We start from the raw sequence: 15,108 nt of genomic DNA, 5'->3' as shown, positions 1-15,108 counted from the left end.
GCTACTCCCCCAACTTGGTCTTCAGCGTCTTTGCGGACACCTCGGGATCGTCCGCCAACGACGCTGAGCCGAGGGAAAGCGAACTCTCCGACTTGCGCCGGGACTCCAGCTCCCGCGCCTCCAGAATCTTTTCCCGGTCGCGGCGACGCTCATCGGCCTCCTTTTGCTGCTGCTCGCGCTCCCGCGCCCGACGCTCCTCTTCCAACTGGTCCGAACTGTCGGAACTGTCGCTTCCCCCCAGGCTGTTCAGCCCTCCCAGGATGCTTCCGATCAAACTTACGGTTCCTCCCATGACGATAAATCCTCCTGTTGAAGTGTTTGGGAGGAGTATAGGTCCGTTTTTTTCGGCACCCTCGGAATGTCGGCGAATGTATGGGAAAAGCGCTTGAGAGGTATAAAAAATCAACTTGACAGGGGACGGGGATCGCGGCCGCGCCATACTCCCCCTCTTCGGCGGCAAACAACGAAAAAGCCCCGCCCGGAAAAACTCCGGGCGGGGCCGTCATGGCGTTATGGGGCCGTCCTACTGGACGGCGTTGCGGGCGGCCGGCTGCTTGTGCCCGGAGACGACGACCATGTTCCGGCCGTTGTTCTTGGCCTGATACAGGGCTTTGTCGGCCTTGAGGACGAGGTCGTCGTCCGTGGAGGAAAGGGAAACGCCTTCCACGGAAGCGACGCCGATGGAGGCGGTAATGGCGAAGTCCCTGCCCTCGAAGCGGAAGGAACAGTTCTCGATGGCGGCGCGCACGCGCTCGGCGAGCTTCCAGGCGCACTCCTCGCTGGTATGGGGAAGCAGAACGACGAACTCCTCGCCGCCGTAGCGGGCCGCGAGGTCGGTCGTGCGGAACTCGGTGGACAGAATTTCGCCGACCTTGCGCAGGACCATGTCCCCGGCCTTGTGGCCGTAGGTGTCGTTGACGACCTTGAAATGATCGAGGTCGACCATGAGCAGCGAAAGATCATGATGATAACGCGAGCGGCGCTTGATCTCGTAGACCAGCCGCTCGTCAAAGGAGCGGCGGTTATAGAGCCGGGTCAGGCCGTCGCGGTCGGCCTTGAGCTTGACCTCCTTGAAGGCCAGCGCGTTGCGCAGGGCGAGCCCGATGTGGTTGACGGCGGAGCGCAGGGTCTCGACCTGGTCCTTGCCGAGCCGGTAGCCGGATTCACAGAGCAGGGCGAGGCAACCAAAGGTCTGGTGCCCGGCGGCGAGCGGCATGGTCACGAGCCTGCCCTGGTCGGGAGCCAGCGAATACTCGGGCCTGCGGGCCGGGTCCACATGGGAGACCTGGAAGCCGTTGACCGCGCCCGCCCCCGTGGAGCCGACAGAGGCCATGATCTGCTCGATCCAGGCGGATTCCACAGCCGGAGCCATTTTCCCGTTGAGAAATATTTCCACGTCGGCGGCCTCGTTCGCGCCGACGCTCCAAAAGGCGGCGTGGAGCATCTTCACGGGCAGGATCAGACCGAGGGATTCCTTGGCGTTGGCCAGGATGGTGCCCGCCTCAAGGCTTTCAGTGGCCGAGGCCATGAGCTTGTTGAGGAACATGAGCTGGTCGGTCTTGCGGGCCAAAAGCTCGCGCTCAAGCATGATCTCCTCGGTCATCCGGTAAATATCGGAATAGAGGCTCTTGACCTCGCGCGCGCGAAACATGACGTCCTGGACCTTGGGCCGGGTCAGGGGCAGGTCCACCACGGTAAGAAACCCTTCGGCCAGGACCTCGTCCATCTCAAGCTCCGCCCCGTTGTCGCGGATGAGAATGCGCTGGGTCTCGTCCTGGTCACGATACTCCTGCCTGCGGGCCTCGGGAAAGCCGGACCAGACGGACCAGGGAATCCAGGCCGCCGAGGGCTTTTCCTCCTGCTCCAGCTCGCGGGCCACGGGATAGGCCCCGTCCGCGAAATTGCGCACGTGAAAGCCGGGCCCCACGCCCTCCTCGATCTGCCGGACGACCGACTCGGGAAGCCCGAGGCCCCACATGAGTTCCGGCCGTCTGCCGCGCTTCATGGACTGTCTAGGCATGTCTGCATCACGCTCCTTTACGACGTCAAAACTTTGGCGATTTTTTCCACCGCCAAAAAGTTTGAGCAAAAACGGGGCCATGCCGCGTGTCGAAAAGGAAAAGGTATCCGCCATGCAATACAACTACACGATATAACAGCTTAAAATTTACAGGACTTTGCCAAGGGCCGGAATTTGGACGGAAAAGTCTGCCCGCCAAAGGACGCGACCGGCCATTGACAAACCTTCCGGGAACGGTTTTGACCTAGATATGACAGGAACAAAACGCATATGGGGAACGCTCGACCCCTTTTTCGAGGGCGGCCCGATCCTGGGCCGGACCGTGGCCAACACGGCCTTTCTGGACGCCCTGCTCCGGGCCGATCCCTATGACGAGTACCATTTCTTCCTGCCTGGCGAACGCGCCCTGGCTCCGCTGAAAAAGCACCTGGAAGCCACCACGCCCGGTTTGCTGGAGAGCGCGCGTGTGCGGCTCATGCTCCGGGACGAGTTGCCCGGCAGGCTGGAAAGTACGCATTACCACTGTTTTCACCTGTCGGACTGCATCACGAGCCAGCCGTTCCTTGCGCGGATGCGCAACCGGCTGAGCGAACGGATATTCCCCATCACCGGCCCCATCCACTCGTTGAGCTACGCGGGCTATCCCAAGGCGTTCCTGCAACACCTGTGGCCCGGGGCCACCCGCCGCGACGCCATCGTCTGCACTTCCGAGGCGGGTAAACGGGTCGTGGAAGGCTTCTTCCGCCAGTTGCGCGAGGGGTTCGGCATCGACGAGACCACGCACCCCGGCCCGACGCTCTCCCGCATCCCGCTGGGCGTGGACGCCGAGGACTGCTCCCCGGGCGACGGGCCGAAAGAGGGGCCGGTGCGCATCCTGGTCTTCGGGCGGATATCCCACCACTCCAAAATGGACCTGGTGCCGCTCGTGCGCGCCCTGCACCGCCTTGTGGGAGACGGGCTGGACCCGCAATCCGTGGAGCTGATCCTGGCGGGATGGGCCGAGCGGGAAACCCATGTCCTCGACACCCTGACCAACCTGGCCGCCAACGCGGGCATCCCGACGAGCGTGGTGCTCCGGCCCGGCGAGGCGCGCAAGCGGGAGTTGTTCCGCAAGGCGGACATCTTCGTATCCATCGCGGACAACCCGCAGGAGACCTTCGGCATCACTCTGGTGGAGGCCGGAGCCTTCGGCCTGCCTGTGGCGGCCTCCGACTATGACGGCTACCGGGACATCGTGGAGCACGGCGTGACCGGCCTGCTCATCCCGACCATGGGACCGGGGCTGACCCCGGACGTGGACCTGGCCGCACCGCTCACCTTCGACAACCACTACCACCTGGCCCTGGCCCAGGCCACGGCGGTGGACGTTCCGGCCCTGGCCGACGCGCTGAACCGACTCATCCGCGACCCGGAGCTAAGGCGTTCCATGGGAATAGCAGGGCGTGAACGGGTGCGCCGCCTGTTTGACTGGCCTGTCGTCATCGCCCGATACACGGCCCTGTGGGACGACTTGTGGACTGAACCGGTCGACGTCGCGCCCCTGCGCGATCTGGCCCACCCCCTGGCCCCCGAATACGGCCGCCTCTTCGCCCACTACCCCACGCGCACCCTGGAGGGAGGCGTGAGACTGGTCATCGGGCGCACGGGCGAGGCATTTTACCGAAACCGTGATTTCCCCAACGTGTATGCGGGGCTGAAGGACGCCATAGACCTGGAGACGATCCGCAGGCTGGCCTTTTTCGCCCGCAAGCCGGTTGACAGCGCAACCCTGATACGCAAGGCTTCAGAGGCGACGCCCCACATGGATTCCGGCCGAATCGAAAATCATATTCTGTGGGCGCTCAAACAGGATATTCTGCAAACCACGGAGTGATCCCAACCCGACTTTCCCCGCCCGGAGGCATGACGATGAAAGCTCTCAGAGCAGCCCGCATGGAACGATGCATCGGCTGCCATTCCTGTTCGCTGGCCTGCGCGAGGCAGGTCCACAAGGTCCTTTCCTGGAACAAGGCGGGTATCCGCATTTCGTCCTCGGGCGGCCTGACCACGGGCTTCGAGGCGCGCGTCTGCCTGGCCTGCCGCCCCGCCCCCTGCGCGGCGGCCTGCCCGACGGGCTCGCTTTCCCAACGCAGGGACGGCGGCGTGATCCAGAAAAAGGACCTGTGCATCCGCTGCGGCCAGTGCGCCGAAGCGTGCCCGGTCGACGCCATCTTCCTGGACCACCAGGTCAACCCGTACGTCTGCATCCACTGCGGCCAGTGCGTGGCCTATTGCCCTCACGACTGTCTCGAAATGGTCGAGCTGCCGCGCACGTCGGCGAAGGAGGAGGGAAACGATGATTAGGGACTTCTTCCGCGTCATGGTGGTCAACCTGACCACGGGCAGAACCAACATCGAAAACATCCCCGGCCGAGACGAATTCCTGGGCGGCTCCGGCCTGGCCGCCCGGCTGTTCGAAATATACGGCTTCATCGACCGCGACTGGGACGACCCCGAGCAGCCCCTGATCTTCACCATCGGCCCGCTGACCGGCTATTTCCCGCTCATGAGCAAGACCTGCTGCGCCTTCCGCTCGCCCTACCACAACCAGTACACCGAGAGCTACGCGGGCGGGAAATCCGCCCTGTCCCTGCGCTTCGCCGACCTGGACGCCCTTGTCGTCATCGGCCGGGCCGAGCGGCTGACCGCCCTTTGCGTGGGCTCGCGGCGGGTGGAGACCCGCGACGTGGAATACCTGCGGGGCTTCGACGCCCTCCAGACCGGCCGCGTGCTGCGCAAGATATTTCCCGGCTCGGGACGCCGCTCCATCATGCGCATCGGCCCGGCAGGGGAAAACCTTTCCGCCTACGCCTGCATCAACGTGGACACCTTCCGCCACTTCGGCCGCATGGGCGGCGGCACGGCCATGGGCGTCAAGAACCTGAAGGCCATCTGCATCCTGGGCGACCGGGGCTTCCCCCTGCCCGAAGGCAAGGCGTACCCCAAGCTCTACAAGCACATCTACGAGCAACTGACCACCACCGAAATGATGGCCAAGTACCACGGCCTGGGCACGGCGGTGAACATCAACCCGCTCAACGCGCTCCAATCCCTGCCGTGGAAGAACCTGCAACAGACATCAAGCCCGGACGCCGTCAAGATTTCGGGCGAGACCTTTGCGGACGACACTCTGCTGCGCAACGCGGCGTGCGCGGGCTGCCCGGTCGGCTGCATCCACGTGGGCTTCGTGCGCGAGCAGTTCCAGACTAACAACCAATATCTCTACCGCCAGGTGGGCTATGACTACGAGCCCATCTTTTCCTGCGGCGGGATGCTCGAAGTGACCGACGCCTCCGAAGTCCTTCGCATCCTGGACGTCATCGAGAAGGAGGGGCTGGACTGCATGTCGGCGGGCGTGGCCCTGGCCTGGGCCACGGAGGCGCTGGAAAAAGGCGTCATCACCGAGAAGGAAACCCTGGAACCGCTCAAGTGGGGCGACTCCGAGACATACATGCGGGCCGTGGAGCATCTCGGCCGCCCGGACAACGACTTCTATCGGCTGCTGGCTCAAGGCACCATGAAATGCGCCCGGGAATACGGCGGCGAGGACTTCGCCTGCGTCCTGGGCCAGGAGATGGCGGGCTACGCCACGGGCGAGGTGTTTTTCGTGGCCGAGGGGCTGGGCTTCCGCCACTCCCACCTGGACGCGGGCGGCTACGCCTACGACCAGAAGCACGATGAGAAGGACGCGGACAAGGCCCTGGGATTCCTGCTCAAGGACGGCCGGGAGCGGATCGTGCTCAACTGCATGGTCGGCTGTATGTTCTCGCGGGGCGTGTACAAGGAGGACCTGCTGGCCGAAGCCCTGGCCTCCATCGGCTACGGCGAGCTGAACGGCTCCCTGGACGACATCGGCAAGCGGGTTCAGCGGATGCGCTGGCGTCTGCGGCTACAGATGGGCTACCGCCCTGACGAGGCCAAAATTCCCAAGCGATACACCGAGATAACCACCTGGAAAGGCCCGGTTGACGTGGACTATATGGAGGCCCTGCGCCGAGCCTACGCGGCCCGCATCCTGGAAATGGGCGCGGCCCCGGAAGAAGAGAGCTGAAATATACTGAAAAAAGGACTTGCCAACCGTCGGCCATTTCGGTAAATCCCACTTCTCGACCGGTTGCTCGGGTAGCTCAGTCGGTAGAGCAGGGGACTGAAAATCCCCGTGTCGGCAGTTCAATTCTGTCCCCGAGCACCACTTCGGAATCAAAGGCTTTCACCTGAACGGGTGAAGGCCTTTTTCTTTTTCCATTGCCAAACGCCGTCCTGGCTATGCGGGACATGGGGAGGTTCGTGCCCGCCGCCCTGCCGGTTCCGTCGAAGCCGGGCCCCGCACCGCCAACGCCCAAGGCCGGGGAATCCCTCTGGATTGAAACAATTCCTCATCTATGTTTAGTAGTTTCCTATGAACGGCAATGTGCCGTGCGGGAGCGAAAACAACTTCGGGGAAATGCGAGGAGTGAAAATGATGCGCAGGCTTGTCCTTCTACTCTGTCTTGTCCTGGCGATGCCGGCCGCCGCGCTGGCCGCGTCCGACATCGTCGCCACCTACACCTATACCGACGGGGCCATGGTCACCATCTGCGCCAGGGACGCCAAGCACGTCCGCATGGACAGCTCGCCCACGAGCTATACCCTGCTCGCCGACGGCAAGGTCTATTCCGTTAACTGCGAGGAAGGCCAGTGCCAAGTATACGACCTCGGCGCCATGTCCGCAGGCATGTCCGGAGGCATGACCTCCATGTTCGGCGGAGGCGACTCCGATCCGGACTACGAAGTGCGCTACGAAAAGACCGGCAAGACCGAAACCGTGGCCGGGTACAAGGGCACGGTCTACAACGCCGTGATCTTCGAAAACGGCAAGGTCTTCCGCCGCGACGAGATGGTCATGTCCTCTCATGCCGACATCAAGAAGCTCACCGAGGCATGGATGGCCATGTCCGAAGCGCTGACCCAGTCCATGGGCCAATCCTTCCAGGATTCCCTGAATGAGGCGAAGAAGATGGGCTACGGCGGCATCCTCCGCTACGGCAACGAGATGCGCCTTGCCAGACTTTCCAAAAAAAACCTCGACGCCTCTTACTACAAGCTGCCCAAGAATGCCCATATGGTCCAAATGCAGCAGCCCACGCAGCAGGACGACGACATGGGCCTCGGCGACGACGCCAAGGAGATCGGCCAGGACGCCAAGGACTCCACCAAGGACGAGATCAAGAGCAGCATCCGCAACGCCATCAGCGACATCTTCAACTAACCCCGGCTCGAATATGGAAATACCGCGTCCCGCGAAACAGCCTCGCGGGACGCGCTTTTCTTTCGGCCCCTGGCCGCTCCCTCCCCGGCCGGGCCGGGAACGGCGGCGGTCTCGCCCCTGACGATCATCTTCGGGTTGGCGTCCCGGCCGCGATGACGTATTGTCGCATTCCGCCCCGCCGCCGTTGCGGGGAAAGAGGATTTTCCCGAAAAACCGTTTGGAGGCAAGCATGTTCCGCACATTGACGATGCAAGCCCTGGTCATCCTGACCTTGACGCTGTCCGCAAGCGGCGCGCTGGCCCTCAACCCTGCGGTCATCTACGACCTGGGCGGGAAATTCGACAACGCCTTCAATCAGTCCGCGCGGATGGGAGCCGATGAATTTTCGCGGGAGACCGGCATCGGGTATCGCGACTATGAGCCGATCGACGAGTCCCAGTACGAGCTGGCCCTGCGCAGGTTCGCGGCCAAAGGCTGCGACCTGATCGTGGTGATGGGTTCCCCCTTTGCCCCGGCGCTGAAAAAGGTCGCCCCGGAATTCCCGGACACCAAATTCGTCATCATCGACTCGGTGGTGGACAAGCCCAATGTGCAGTCCGTTGTCTTCAAGGAGAACGAAGGGGCGTTCCTGGTGGGCATGGTGGCGGCCATGAAATCCCGGACCGGCAAGATCGGCTTTGTGGGCGGCATGGACATGCCGCTTATCCGCAGATTTGCCCTCGGCTACAGGGAGGGCGCGCGGTACGTGAACAAAAGGATCGTGATTTTCGAAGACATGACCGGGACCACCCCGGACGCCTGGGGCGACCCCATCAAGGCGGGCGAGCTGGCCCGCTCCCAATTCAAACGGGGCGCGGACGTCATCTTCACCGCTGCGGGCGGGTCCGGCCTGGGCGTACTCCAGGCAGCGGCCGACATGAAGAAATTCTCCATCGGCGTGGACTCCAACCAGAACCACATCCACCCCGGCAGCGTGCTGACTTCCATGGTCAAGCGCGTGGACCTGGCCGTGCTCCAAACCATGCGCGACGCGCTGAACGGCGAATGGAAACCCGGCCTGAAAGTCCTCGGCCTGGCCCAGGGCGGCGTGGACTACGCGATCGACAAGTACAACGAGGCTCTGATCTCCCCGGAGATGCGGGACCGCGTGGCCCGGGCCAAGGCGGACATCGTCGCGGGCAGACTCAAGGTTGCCGACTACGTCGAAACCATGGACAAATAACCGATCGTTTCGGACACCCCCGGCCCGGATCATCTTGCCGCCCGACATCGCGGCCGTGATCCGGCGGACCATTTCCACGGACGGGGAGACGAACGGAAGCGGACGGCATACCCTGCGTGAAGGAGGCGTTGAATGACCCGAACCGATGAACTCATACGGCTGGCGATTGAGGCCCGCGACAACGCCTATGCGCCCTACTCCGGCCATCCGGTGGGCGCCGCCCTGGTCACGGACCAGGGACGGACGTTCTCCGGCTGCAACGTGGAAAACGCGGCCTACCCGCTGGGCTGCTGCGCCGAGCAGTCGGCCATCTCGGCCATGGTGCTGGCCGGGGGCGGCGTGATCCGCGAACTGGTGGTGGTCGGCCCCTCGGACGAACCCTGCACCCCATGCGGCGGTTGCCGACAGCGCATCCGGGAGTTCGCCGGGCCGGACACGATCGTCCGCGCCTGCAACGAACGCGGTCCGCTGCTGACCATGACCATGGACGAACTGCTACCCGAATCCTTCGGGCCGCACAACCTCAACCCGCGAAAACGATGAACGACGATTTGAAAATACTGGTGGCCGAGGCCGAAAAGGCCCGGGCCGACGAAACGTGCGCCCTGCGCATTCTGGCTTCCATGGACCTTACCTCCCTTGGGGAGGACGACACCGACGAGAAGATTCGCGCCCTGTGCGCGCGGGCGGTCACGCCAAAGGGGCATGTGGCAGCGGTCTGCGTGTACGACAAGTTCGTGCCGCTGGCCCTGCGCGAACTGGCCGGAACCGGGGTGCGCGTGGCCACGGTCTGCAACTTCCCCCACGGCCTGCCCGATGCGGTGAAAGCCGTGGCCGAGGCCAGGGCCCAGGTGGCCGCCGGAGTGCAGGAAGTGGACGTGGTCCTGCCCTACAAACGATACAAGGCGGGCCACCGCGACCAGGCCATAGCCCTGCTCCACCAGGTCCGCGAGGTCTGCGGCGAGACGGTCCTGCTCAAGGTCATTCTGGAGACGAGCCAGCTCCAGTCGCCCAAAATCATCGGCGAGGCCAGCCGGGACGCCATCGAGGCGGGAGCGGATTTCATCAAGACGTCCACGGGCAAGGTGCCGGGCGGGGCGACCCTGGAGGCGGCGGCGGTCATGCTGTCGGCCATCCGCGAGATGGAACCGAAGGTCAAGCGGCCCCTCGGCTTCAAGCCGTCCGGCGGCCTCAAGACTGCGGACCAGGCGGCGGGCCACCTCTTTCTCGCCGACCGCATCCTGGGCCAAGGATGGGCCACCCCGCAAACCCTCCGCTTCGGCGCGAGCAGCCTTCTCGACGATGTGAAAAAACACCTCGGCCTCTAACCGGACCGAATGAAACGCCCTTCCTTCCGGGCCTCTCTGCGCGAGACCGGAAAAAGGGCAGGAAACGTCACATGATGTTCATACCGCAGGAAACGATTCGCAAAAAACGCGACGGGCTGGAGCTGAACAGGGCCGAAACCCGGGCCATGGTGCGCGGCATCACGGACGGCTCGGTCAGCGAAGGCCAGGTGGCCGCGTTCGCCATGGCCGTCTATTTCCGGGGCATGACCCTCGGCGAGCGCGTCGACCTGACCGAGGCCATGCGCGACTCGGGCCGGGTGCTCGACTGGCCGTCCCTCGGCATCGGGCGCGGCGTGGCGGACAAGCACTCCACGGGCGGCGTTGGCGACAAGGTCAGCCTCGTCCTCGGGCCGCTGGCCGCGGCGTGCGGACTGTTCGTGCCCATGATCTCCGGGCGCGGCCTGGGGCATACGGGCGGCACGCTGGACAAGTTCGACGCCATCCCCGGCTACGACACCGCGCCGGGCCTGGAACGGTTCGCCAAGGTGGTCAGGGAGGCGGGATGCGCCATCATCGGCCAGACCGTGGACCTGGCCCCGGCCGACCGGCGGCTCTATGCGGTGCGCGACGTGACCGCCACCGTGGAATCCATCGATCTCATCACCGCCTCCATCCTGTCCAAGAAACTGGCCGCCGGACTGGGCGGGCTGGTCATGGATGTGAAATTCGGCTCCGGCGCGTTCATGCGGGAATACGACGACGCGCGCGAGCTGGCCCGGTCCATCGTCACCGTGGCCGAAGGCGCGGGCGTACCGACCACCGCCCTGCTCACGGACATGAACGAGGTGCTGGGGCACAGCGTGGGCAACGCAGTGGAAGTCCGCGAGGCCGTGGAGTTCCTGACCAGCGCGTCGAGGGAGCCGCGGCTGGCCGAAGTCGTTCTGGCCTGCACCGGCGAAATGCTGGTCATGGAGGGTGCGGCCCGCGACATGGCCGAGGCGGCGCGCAAAATGGAAGACGCCCTGGCTTCCGGCACTGCGGCCGAACGGTTCGGGCGCATGGTCGCCGGACTGGGCGGGCCAAAGGATTTCGTGGAACGGGCGGACGCATATCTCGACGTCGCGCCCGTGGAAATGCCCGTGTTGGCCGAAAGGGAGGGTTTTGTCGCCGCCATGGACTGCCGCGCCGTGGGCATGGCCCTGGTGGCCATGGGCGGCGGCCGGACCAGGGCCGACCAGTCCATAGACCACGGCGCGGGCATGACCCGTTTCATCCGGATCGGCGGCCGGGTCGAACCCGACACCCCCCTGTGCGTGGTCCACGCCCGCGACGGGGAGACCGCGCGCATGGCCGCCGACCGCATCCGGGCGGCGATATCCATCGGGGAGCGGCGTCCGCCGGACAGGCCGGTGGTCCGCGAACGGATCACCGCCGAAACCGCGAAGGAAGCGTCCTGATGCCCCGCGCGTTCATCCTGGTCCTGGACTCCCTGGGCATAGGCGCGGCCCCGGACGCTGACCGCTACGGCGACGCCGGGGCCGACACCCTCGGCCACATCGCCGAAGCCTGCGCGCGTGGCGATGCGGACCGGCAAGGCGTGCGCAGGGGCCCGCTCTCCCTGCCCTGCATGACCTCCCTCGGACTGGGTCTGGCCGCCGAGCTGGTCACAGGAAAGGTGCCGCCCGGCCTGAATCCGACCGTGCTTCGCGGCCGGTTCGCGGCGGCCCGCGAGGTCAGCCTCGGCAAGGACACCCCGAGCGGACACTGGGAGCTGGCCGGGGCACCCGTGACCTTTGAATGGGGGGTGTTTCCGCCGGAATACCCGAGCTTTCCCAAGGAGCTGACCGACTCCATCATCCAACGGGGAGGCCTGCCCGGCATCCTCGGCAACTGCGCGGCCTCGGGCACGGAAATCCTCGCAAAGCTGGGGGGCGAACACATGGAAAGCGGCAAGCCCATCTGCTACACCTCGGCCGACTCAGTCTTCCAGATCGCGGCCCATGAGGAAACCTTCGGCCTGGACCGGCTCCTCGAATTGTGCGAGCTCGTCCGCGCCCTGCTCGACGGCTACAACATAGGCCGGGTCATCGCCCGCCCCTTCGTCGGCGTTCCCGGCCGGTTCACCCGCACGGCCAACCGGCGCGACTACTCGCTGGAGCCGCCGGGCGAGACCCTGCTGGACCGCCTCAAGGACGCCGGACGCGAAGTCGTCTCCGTTGGCAAGATCGCCGACATTTTCGCCCACCGGGGCATCACACGGGCGGTCAAGGGACCGGATTCCGGCGCGCTGTTCGACCTGGTCGAGGCCGAGGCCGCCCACGCGCCCGACGGTTCCCTGACCTTCGCCAATTTCGTGGAATTCGACTCCGAATGGGGACACCGCCGCGACACCGCCGGATACGCCGCCGCGCTGGAACGAATCGATGCCCGCCTTGCCGGATTTCTGCCCAGGCTCAGGGCCGGGGATTTGGCAGTCGTCACTGCCGACCACGGCTGCGACCCCACCTGGAAAGGCACCGACCATACCCGCGAGTGCGTGCCCGCGCTGCTGTTCGGCCCGGCCGTCCTGCCCGGCTCGGCGGGCCTGCGAACTTCCTTCGCCGACGTGGGCCAGACCGTGGCCCGCCACCTCGGCATCGCCCCGCTGGATGCGGGCCAGGCCATGGAGCTTGGCTGAGCCGGACTTCGGCACCCAAAACCGCCGGACCGTTCCCGGAACGCAAAACGGCCCCGCTCGGTCTTCCGAACGGGGCCGTCGCAACTTCTTCGCCCGAACCGCTATTCGGCCTTGGGCGCGCCCGGAACCAGGGGCGCGGCCGCAGCCTTGCCCCGGCGCATGGCGGTGCTGATGATTTCCGTGGCAGTGGCGACCATGCCGCCCGCGCCCGCGAGATCGGCGGGGATAATCATGGTGTTGTTGGTCTTGGCGAGCTTGCCGAACTCCTCGATGTACTGTTGCGCGACCTTGAGGTTCATGGCCTCCGCGCCGCCGGGCAGGTTGACGGCCTCGGCGACCTTGCGGATGCCTTCGGCAGTGGCGTCGGCCACGAGGATGATTTCCTGGGCCCGGCCCTGGGCTTCGTTGATGCGCTTCTGCTTTTCGCCCTCGGATATCTGAATCGCCTCCTGGCGCATACCTTCGGATCGGTTGATGCGGGACTGGCGGTCGCCTTCGGAGATGGCGATCTCGGCGCGCTTCTCACGCTCGGCCTTCATCTGCTGCTCCATTGCGGCCATGACCGTGCTCGGAGGGGTGATATCCTTGATCTCGTAGCGCATGACCTTGATGCCCCACTCCTGGGCCGCCTCATCCACGGCCTGGACCACGGAGGCGTTGATGGACTCGCGCTCCTCGAAGGTCTTGTCCAGATCGATCTTGCCGATGGCGGAACGCAAGGAGGTCTGGGCGAGTTGGGACGCGGCGATGTAGTAATTTTCGATGCCGTAGGCGGACATCTTGGAGTCGATGACGCGGATGTACAGCACGCCGTCGATGGTCACCGACACGTTGTCGCGGGTGATGCAGGTCTGGGCCGGAACGTCCATGACCTCTTCCTTGAGGGATCGCTTGTAGGCGATGCGGTCGATGAACGGAATGAGAATGTGCAGCCCCGCGCCGATGGTCTTGGCGTATTTGCCAAGCCGCTCGACGACGAACTGGCTTTTTTGCGGCACGACCACAGCCGTCTTGATAATCAGGACTATTACCACAAGGACGAATACAAGGGCCGTGACAAGGGATGTCATGGTTGCGGGGTCCATATTTACTGCTCCTTTTCCACCACGAAGGCGTTCACGTCATTTTCGTCGCGTTCGACGATACGGACCATGGAGCCCGGCTCCACGGGTTCACTGCTCCGGGCGCTCCAGAAGGAGCCCTGGAATTTTATTCTGCCGGATTGGGGCGGACGAATGGCTTCAACCACTTCCGCCACGGCGCCGATGATGTTCCGTTCCCGCTCGTCCTCGGCCCTGGCGCCCGAAAAAGTCTTGGCCATGACCTTCCGGAACAGGAGAATCAGGACCACGGAGGAGACGCCGAAAACCACGAGCTGGGTCGGAACAGAGGCCCCGAAAAAGGCCGTCGCTCCGGCGAAGAGCGCGCCCACCCCCAGGAACACCACAATAAAGGCGGGCACCACCAGTTCGGCGATGAGAAAAAACACGCCCACGCCCAACCAGATGAGCCACTGCACGTTTTCCACTGAGTCGAAATATTCCATGGGACCTCCCAGATCACCTCAAAAGTACCGGATTAGACCGGACTTGTCGATACGGGCCTGCCTTGGCCTGCCGGGGAGCGGCGGACGCTCGAACAGCTTTCTTCACCCTGCGCATCGACGTCTTGCACATTGTTGCGCCTGTGCGCCATCTGGGCTACGGTGCCTCCGTTTCAGCCGCTCAACATTTCGACAACCAACGACCATGAAGCTCCGCACCCTCTTTTTCATATTGTTTCTTCTCGCCGCCGTCCCCGCACGGGCCGAAACCGACTACCTCGCCATGATGGCCCGCGAGTCCGAGGTCAAGGCCATCGCCACCGTGAGCAAAATCCAGGTGGTCGGCAACAACGCCGACGGCACCCTCAAAAGCGTGACCTTCAAGACCGTCTACGCGGTCACCCCCTTCATCCCCAAGACCTTCACGGGCGGATGCAAGACCCTGGAAAGCCGCTGGCAGAAACGGGGCGAGGGCATGATCTACTTCAACCCCAGGCCCGGCCAGAAGGTCTTCGTCACCGTGACCACCAACGGCGGGGCCATCACCAGCTTCACGCCCATGAACGTCGAGCTGGACCACGTCATCCGCAACGAGCCGTACCGCCTGGTCTTCAGCCACGGCAAGGCCTCCATCGCCCCCCGCGACTGATCCCTTTTTTTCGCAACCCTGCGCAACGCCCCTTGACGCGGCCGATCATTTGGCTATATTACCAAATGTAGACCGTGGAGGAACGATGCCCAAGGAAATTATGCCCGCCGACTGCTTCGAGGCGCGGGCCAAAGTGGTCAAGGCCATGGCGCACCCGTCAAGGCTGATGATGATAGACGAGCTGTCGCGCGGAGCGCGCTGCGTCTGCGACCTGCGCGAGCTGGTCGGGGCGGACATGTCCACCGTGTCCAAGCACCTCGCCGTGTTGAAAAAGGTTGGCATCGTGGAAGACGAGCGGCGCGGCAAGCACATCTATTACCGCCTTCGCGTTCCCTGTGTCCTCAATTTCTTCCATTGCATCGAGTCGGTGCTCAACGCCGACAAGTAGCTGGCAAGGAAGGAGCCAACGCACTATTTCGGT

The 15,108-nt window shown here is 64.4% G+C and carries 15 protein-coding genes and 1 tRNA gene; 12 read left to right on the top strand and 4 right to left on the bottom strand.

What is annotated here, in order from left to right; translation table 11 throughout:
- Position 1: 1 nt before the first annotated feature.
- Together LF599_RS00600 and LF599_RS00595 are read right to left on the bottom strand one after the other, a co-directional pair.
- Entirely contained in the window at positions 2-292 is a 291-nt protein-coding gene (locus LF599_RS00600; RefSeq protein ID WP_279521880.1) for a hypothetical protein, read from the bottom strand.
- A gap of 231 nt (positions 293-523) precedes the next feature.
- Entirely contained in the window at positions 524-2,020 is a 1,497-nt protein-coding gene (locus tag LF599_RS00595) for a sensor domain-containing diguanylate cyclase (protein WP_269940738.1), read from the bottom strand.
- A gap of 250 nt (positions 2,021-2,270) precedes the next feature.
- Between LF599_RS00595 and LF599_RS00590 the strand changes: the two genes are divergently transcribed.
- The 10 genes from LF599_RS00590 (at position 2,271) to LF599_RS00545 (ending at position 12,495) form a co-directional block, all read left to right on the top strand.
- Positions 2,271-3,893, top strand: a complete 1,623-nt coding sequence (locus LF599_RS00590; RefSeq protein ID WP_279521879.1) for a glycosyltransferase family 4 protein — start codon at positions 2,271-2,273, stop codon at positions 3,891-3,893.
- A 35-nt stretch (positions 3,894-3,928) separates the two neighbouring features.
- Entirely contained in the window at positions 3,929-4,363 is a 435-nt protein-coding gene (locus LF599_RS00585) for a 4Fe-4S binding protein (RefSeq protein WP_279521878.1), read from the top strand.
- Entirely contained in the window at positions 4,356-6,110 is a 1,755-nt protein-coding gene (locus LF599_RS00580) for an aldehyde ferredoxin oxidoreductase N-terminal domain-containing protein (RefSeq protein WP_279521877.1), read from the top strand. Before LF599_RS00585 ends, LF599_RS00580 begins: the two co-directional genes overlap by 8 nt.
- Positions 6,111-6,175: 65 nt before the next feature.
- Positions 6,176-6,251: transfer RNA gene (locus LF599_RS00575), tRNA-Phe, on the top strand.
- A gap of 267 nt (positions 6,252-6,518) precedes the next feature.
- Positions 6,519-7,307: a hypothetical protein gene (locus tag LF599_RS00570; protein ID WP_279521876.1), complete on the top strand. Its 789-nt coding sequence runs from the start codon at positions 6,519-6,521 to the stop codon at positions 7,305-7,307.
- Between the two features lie 229 nt (positions 7,308-7,536).
- Positions 7,537-8,529: a BMP family lipoprotein gene (locus LF599_RS00565; protein WP_279521875.1), complete on the top strand. Its 993-nt coding sequence runs from the start codon at positions 7,537-7,539 to the stop codon at positions 8,527-8,529.
- Positions 8,530-8,661: 132 nt separating this feature from the next.
- On the top strand, positions 8,662-9,072 hold the full coding sequence (locus LF599_RS00560) for a cytidine deaminase (protein ID WP_279521874.1): 411 nt from the start codon (positions 8,662-8,664) through the stop codon (positions 9,070-9,072).
- Positions 9,069-9,857, top strand: coding sequence for a deoxyribose-phosphate aldolase (gene deoC / locus LF599_RS00555; protein ID WP_279521873.1), 789 nt, complete (start codon positions 9,069-9,071; stop codon positions 9,855-9,857). The genes LF599_RS00560 and deoC overlap by 4 nt, the downstream gene beginning before the upstream one ends.
- Positions 9,858-9,928: 71 nt before the next feature.
- Positions 9,929-11,275 carry a thymidine phosphorylase gene (deoA, locus tag LF599_RS00550; RefSeq protein WP_279521872.1) on the top strand — a complete coding sequence of 449 codons (1,347 nt, stop codon included), beginning with the start codon at positions 9,929-9,931 and terminating at the stop codon, positions 11,273-11,275.
- Positions 11,275-12,495, top strand: coding sequence for a phosphopentomutase (locus LF599_RS00545; RefSeq protein WP_279521871.1), 1,221 nt, complete (start codon positions 11,275-11,277; stop codon positions 12,493-12,495). Before deoA ends, LF599_RS00545 begins: the two co-directional genes overlap by 1 nt.
- Before the next feature lie 101 nt (positions 12,496-12,596).
- Here LF599_RS00545 and LF599_RS00540 read toward each other — a convergent pair whose 3' ends face one another.
- Positions 12,597-13,580, bottom strand: a complete 984-nt coding sequence (locus LF599_RS00540; protein WP_279521870.1) for an SPFH domain-containing protein — start codon at positions 13,578-13,580, stop codon at positions 12,597-12,599.
- Positions 13,581-13,582: 2 nt separating this feature from the next.
- The gene (locus tag LF599_RS00535) at positions 13,583-14,041 is read right to left on the bottom strand and encodes an NfeD family protein (RefSeq protein ID WP_279521869.1); all 459 of its coding nucleotides are present in this window, start codon (positions 14,039-14,041) and stop codon (positions 13,583-13,585) included.
- A 202-nt stretch (positions 14,042-14,243) separates the two neighbouring features.
- On the opposite strand from LF599_RS00535, the gene LF599_RS00530 reads away from it, so the two are divergent.
- The gene (locus LF599_RS00530) at positions 14,244-14,687 is read left to right on the top strand and encodes a hypothetical protein (protein ID WP_279521868.1); all 444 of its coding nucleotides are present in this window, start codon (positions 14,244-14,246) and stop codon (positions 14,685-14,687) included.
- 85 nt (positions 14,688-14,772) lie between these two features.
- On the top strand, positions 14,773-15,075 hold the full coding sequence (locus LF599_RS00525; protein ID WP_269940725.1) for an ArsR/SmtB family transcription factor: 303 nt from the start codon (positions 14,773-14,775) through the stop codon (positions 15,073-15,075).
- Positions 15,076-15,108 lie beyond the last annotated feature (33 nt).

Source organism: Pseudodesulfovibrio thermohalotolerans (assembly GCF_021353295.2).
Classification (GTDB): Bacteria; Desulfobacterota; Desulfovibrionia; order Desulfovibrionales; family Desulfovibrionaceae; genus Pseudodesulfovibrio; species Pseudodesulfovibrio thermohalotolerans.
The sequence above is the reverse complement of the archived record's forward strand: the minus strand, read 5'-3'. Positions and strand labels throughout refer to the sequence as shown.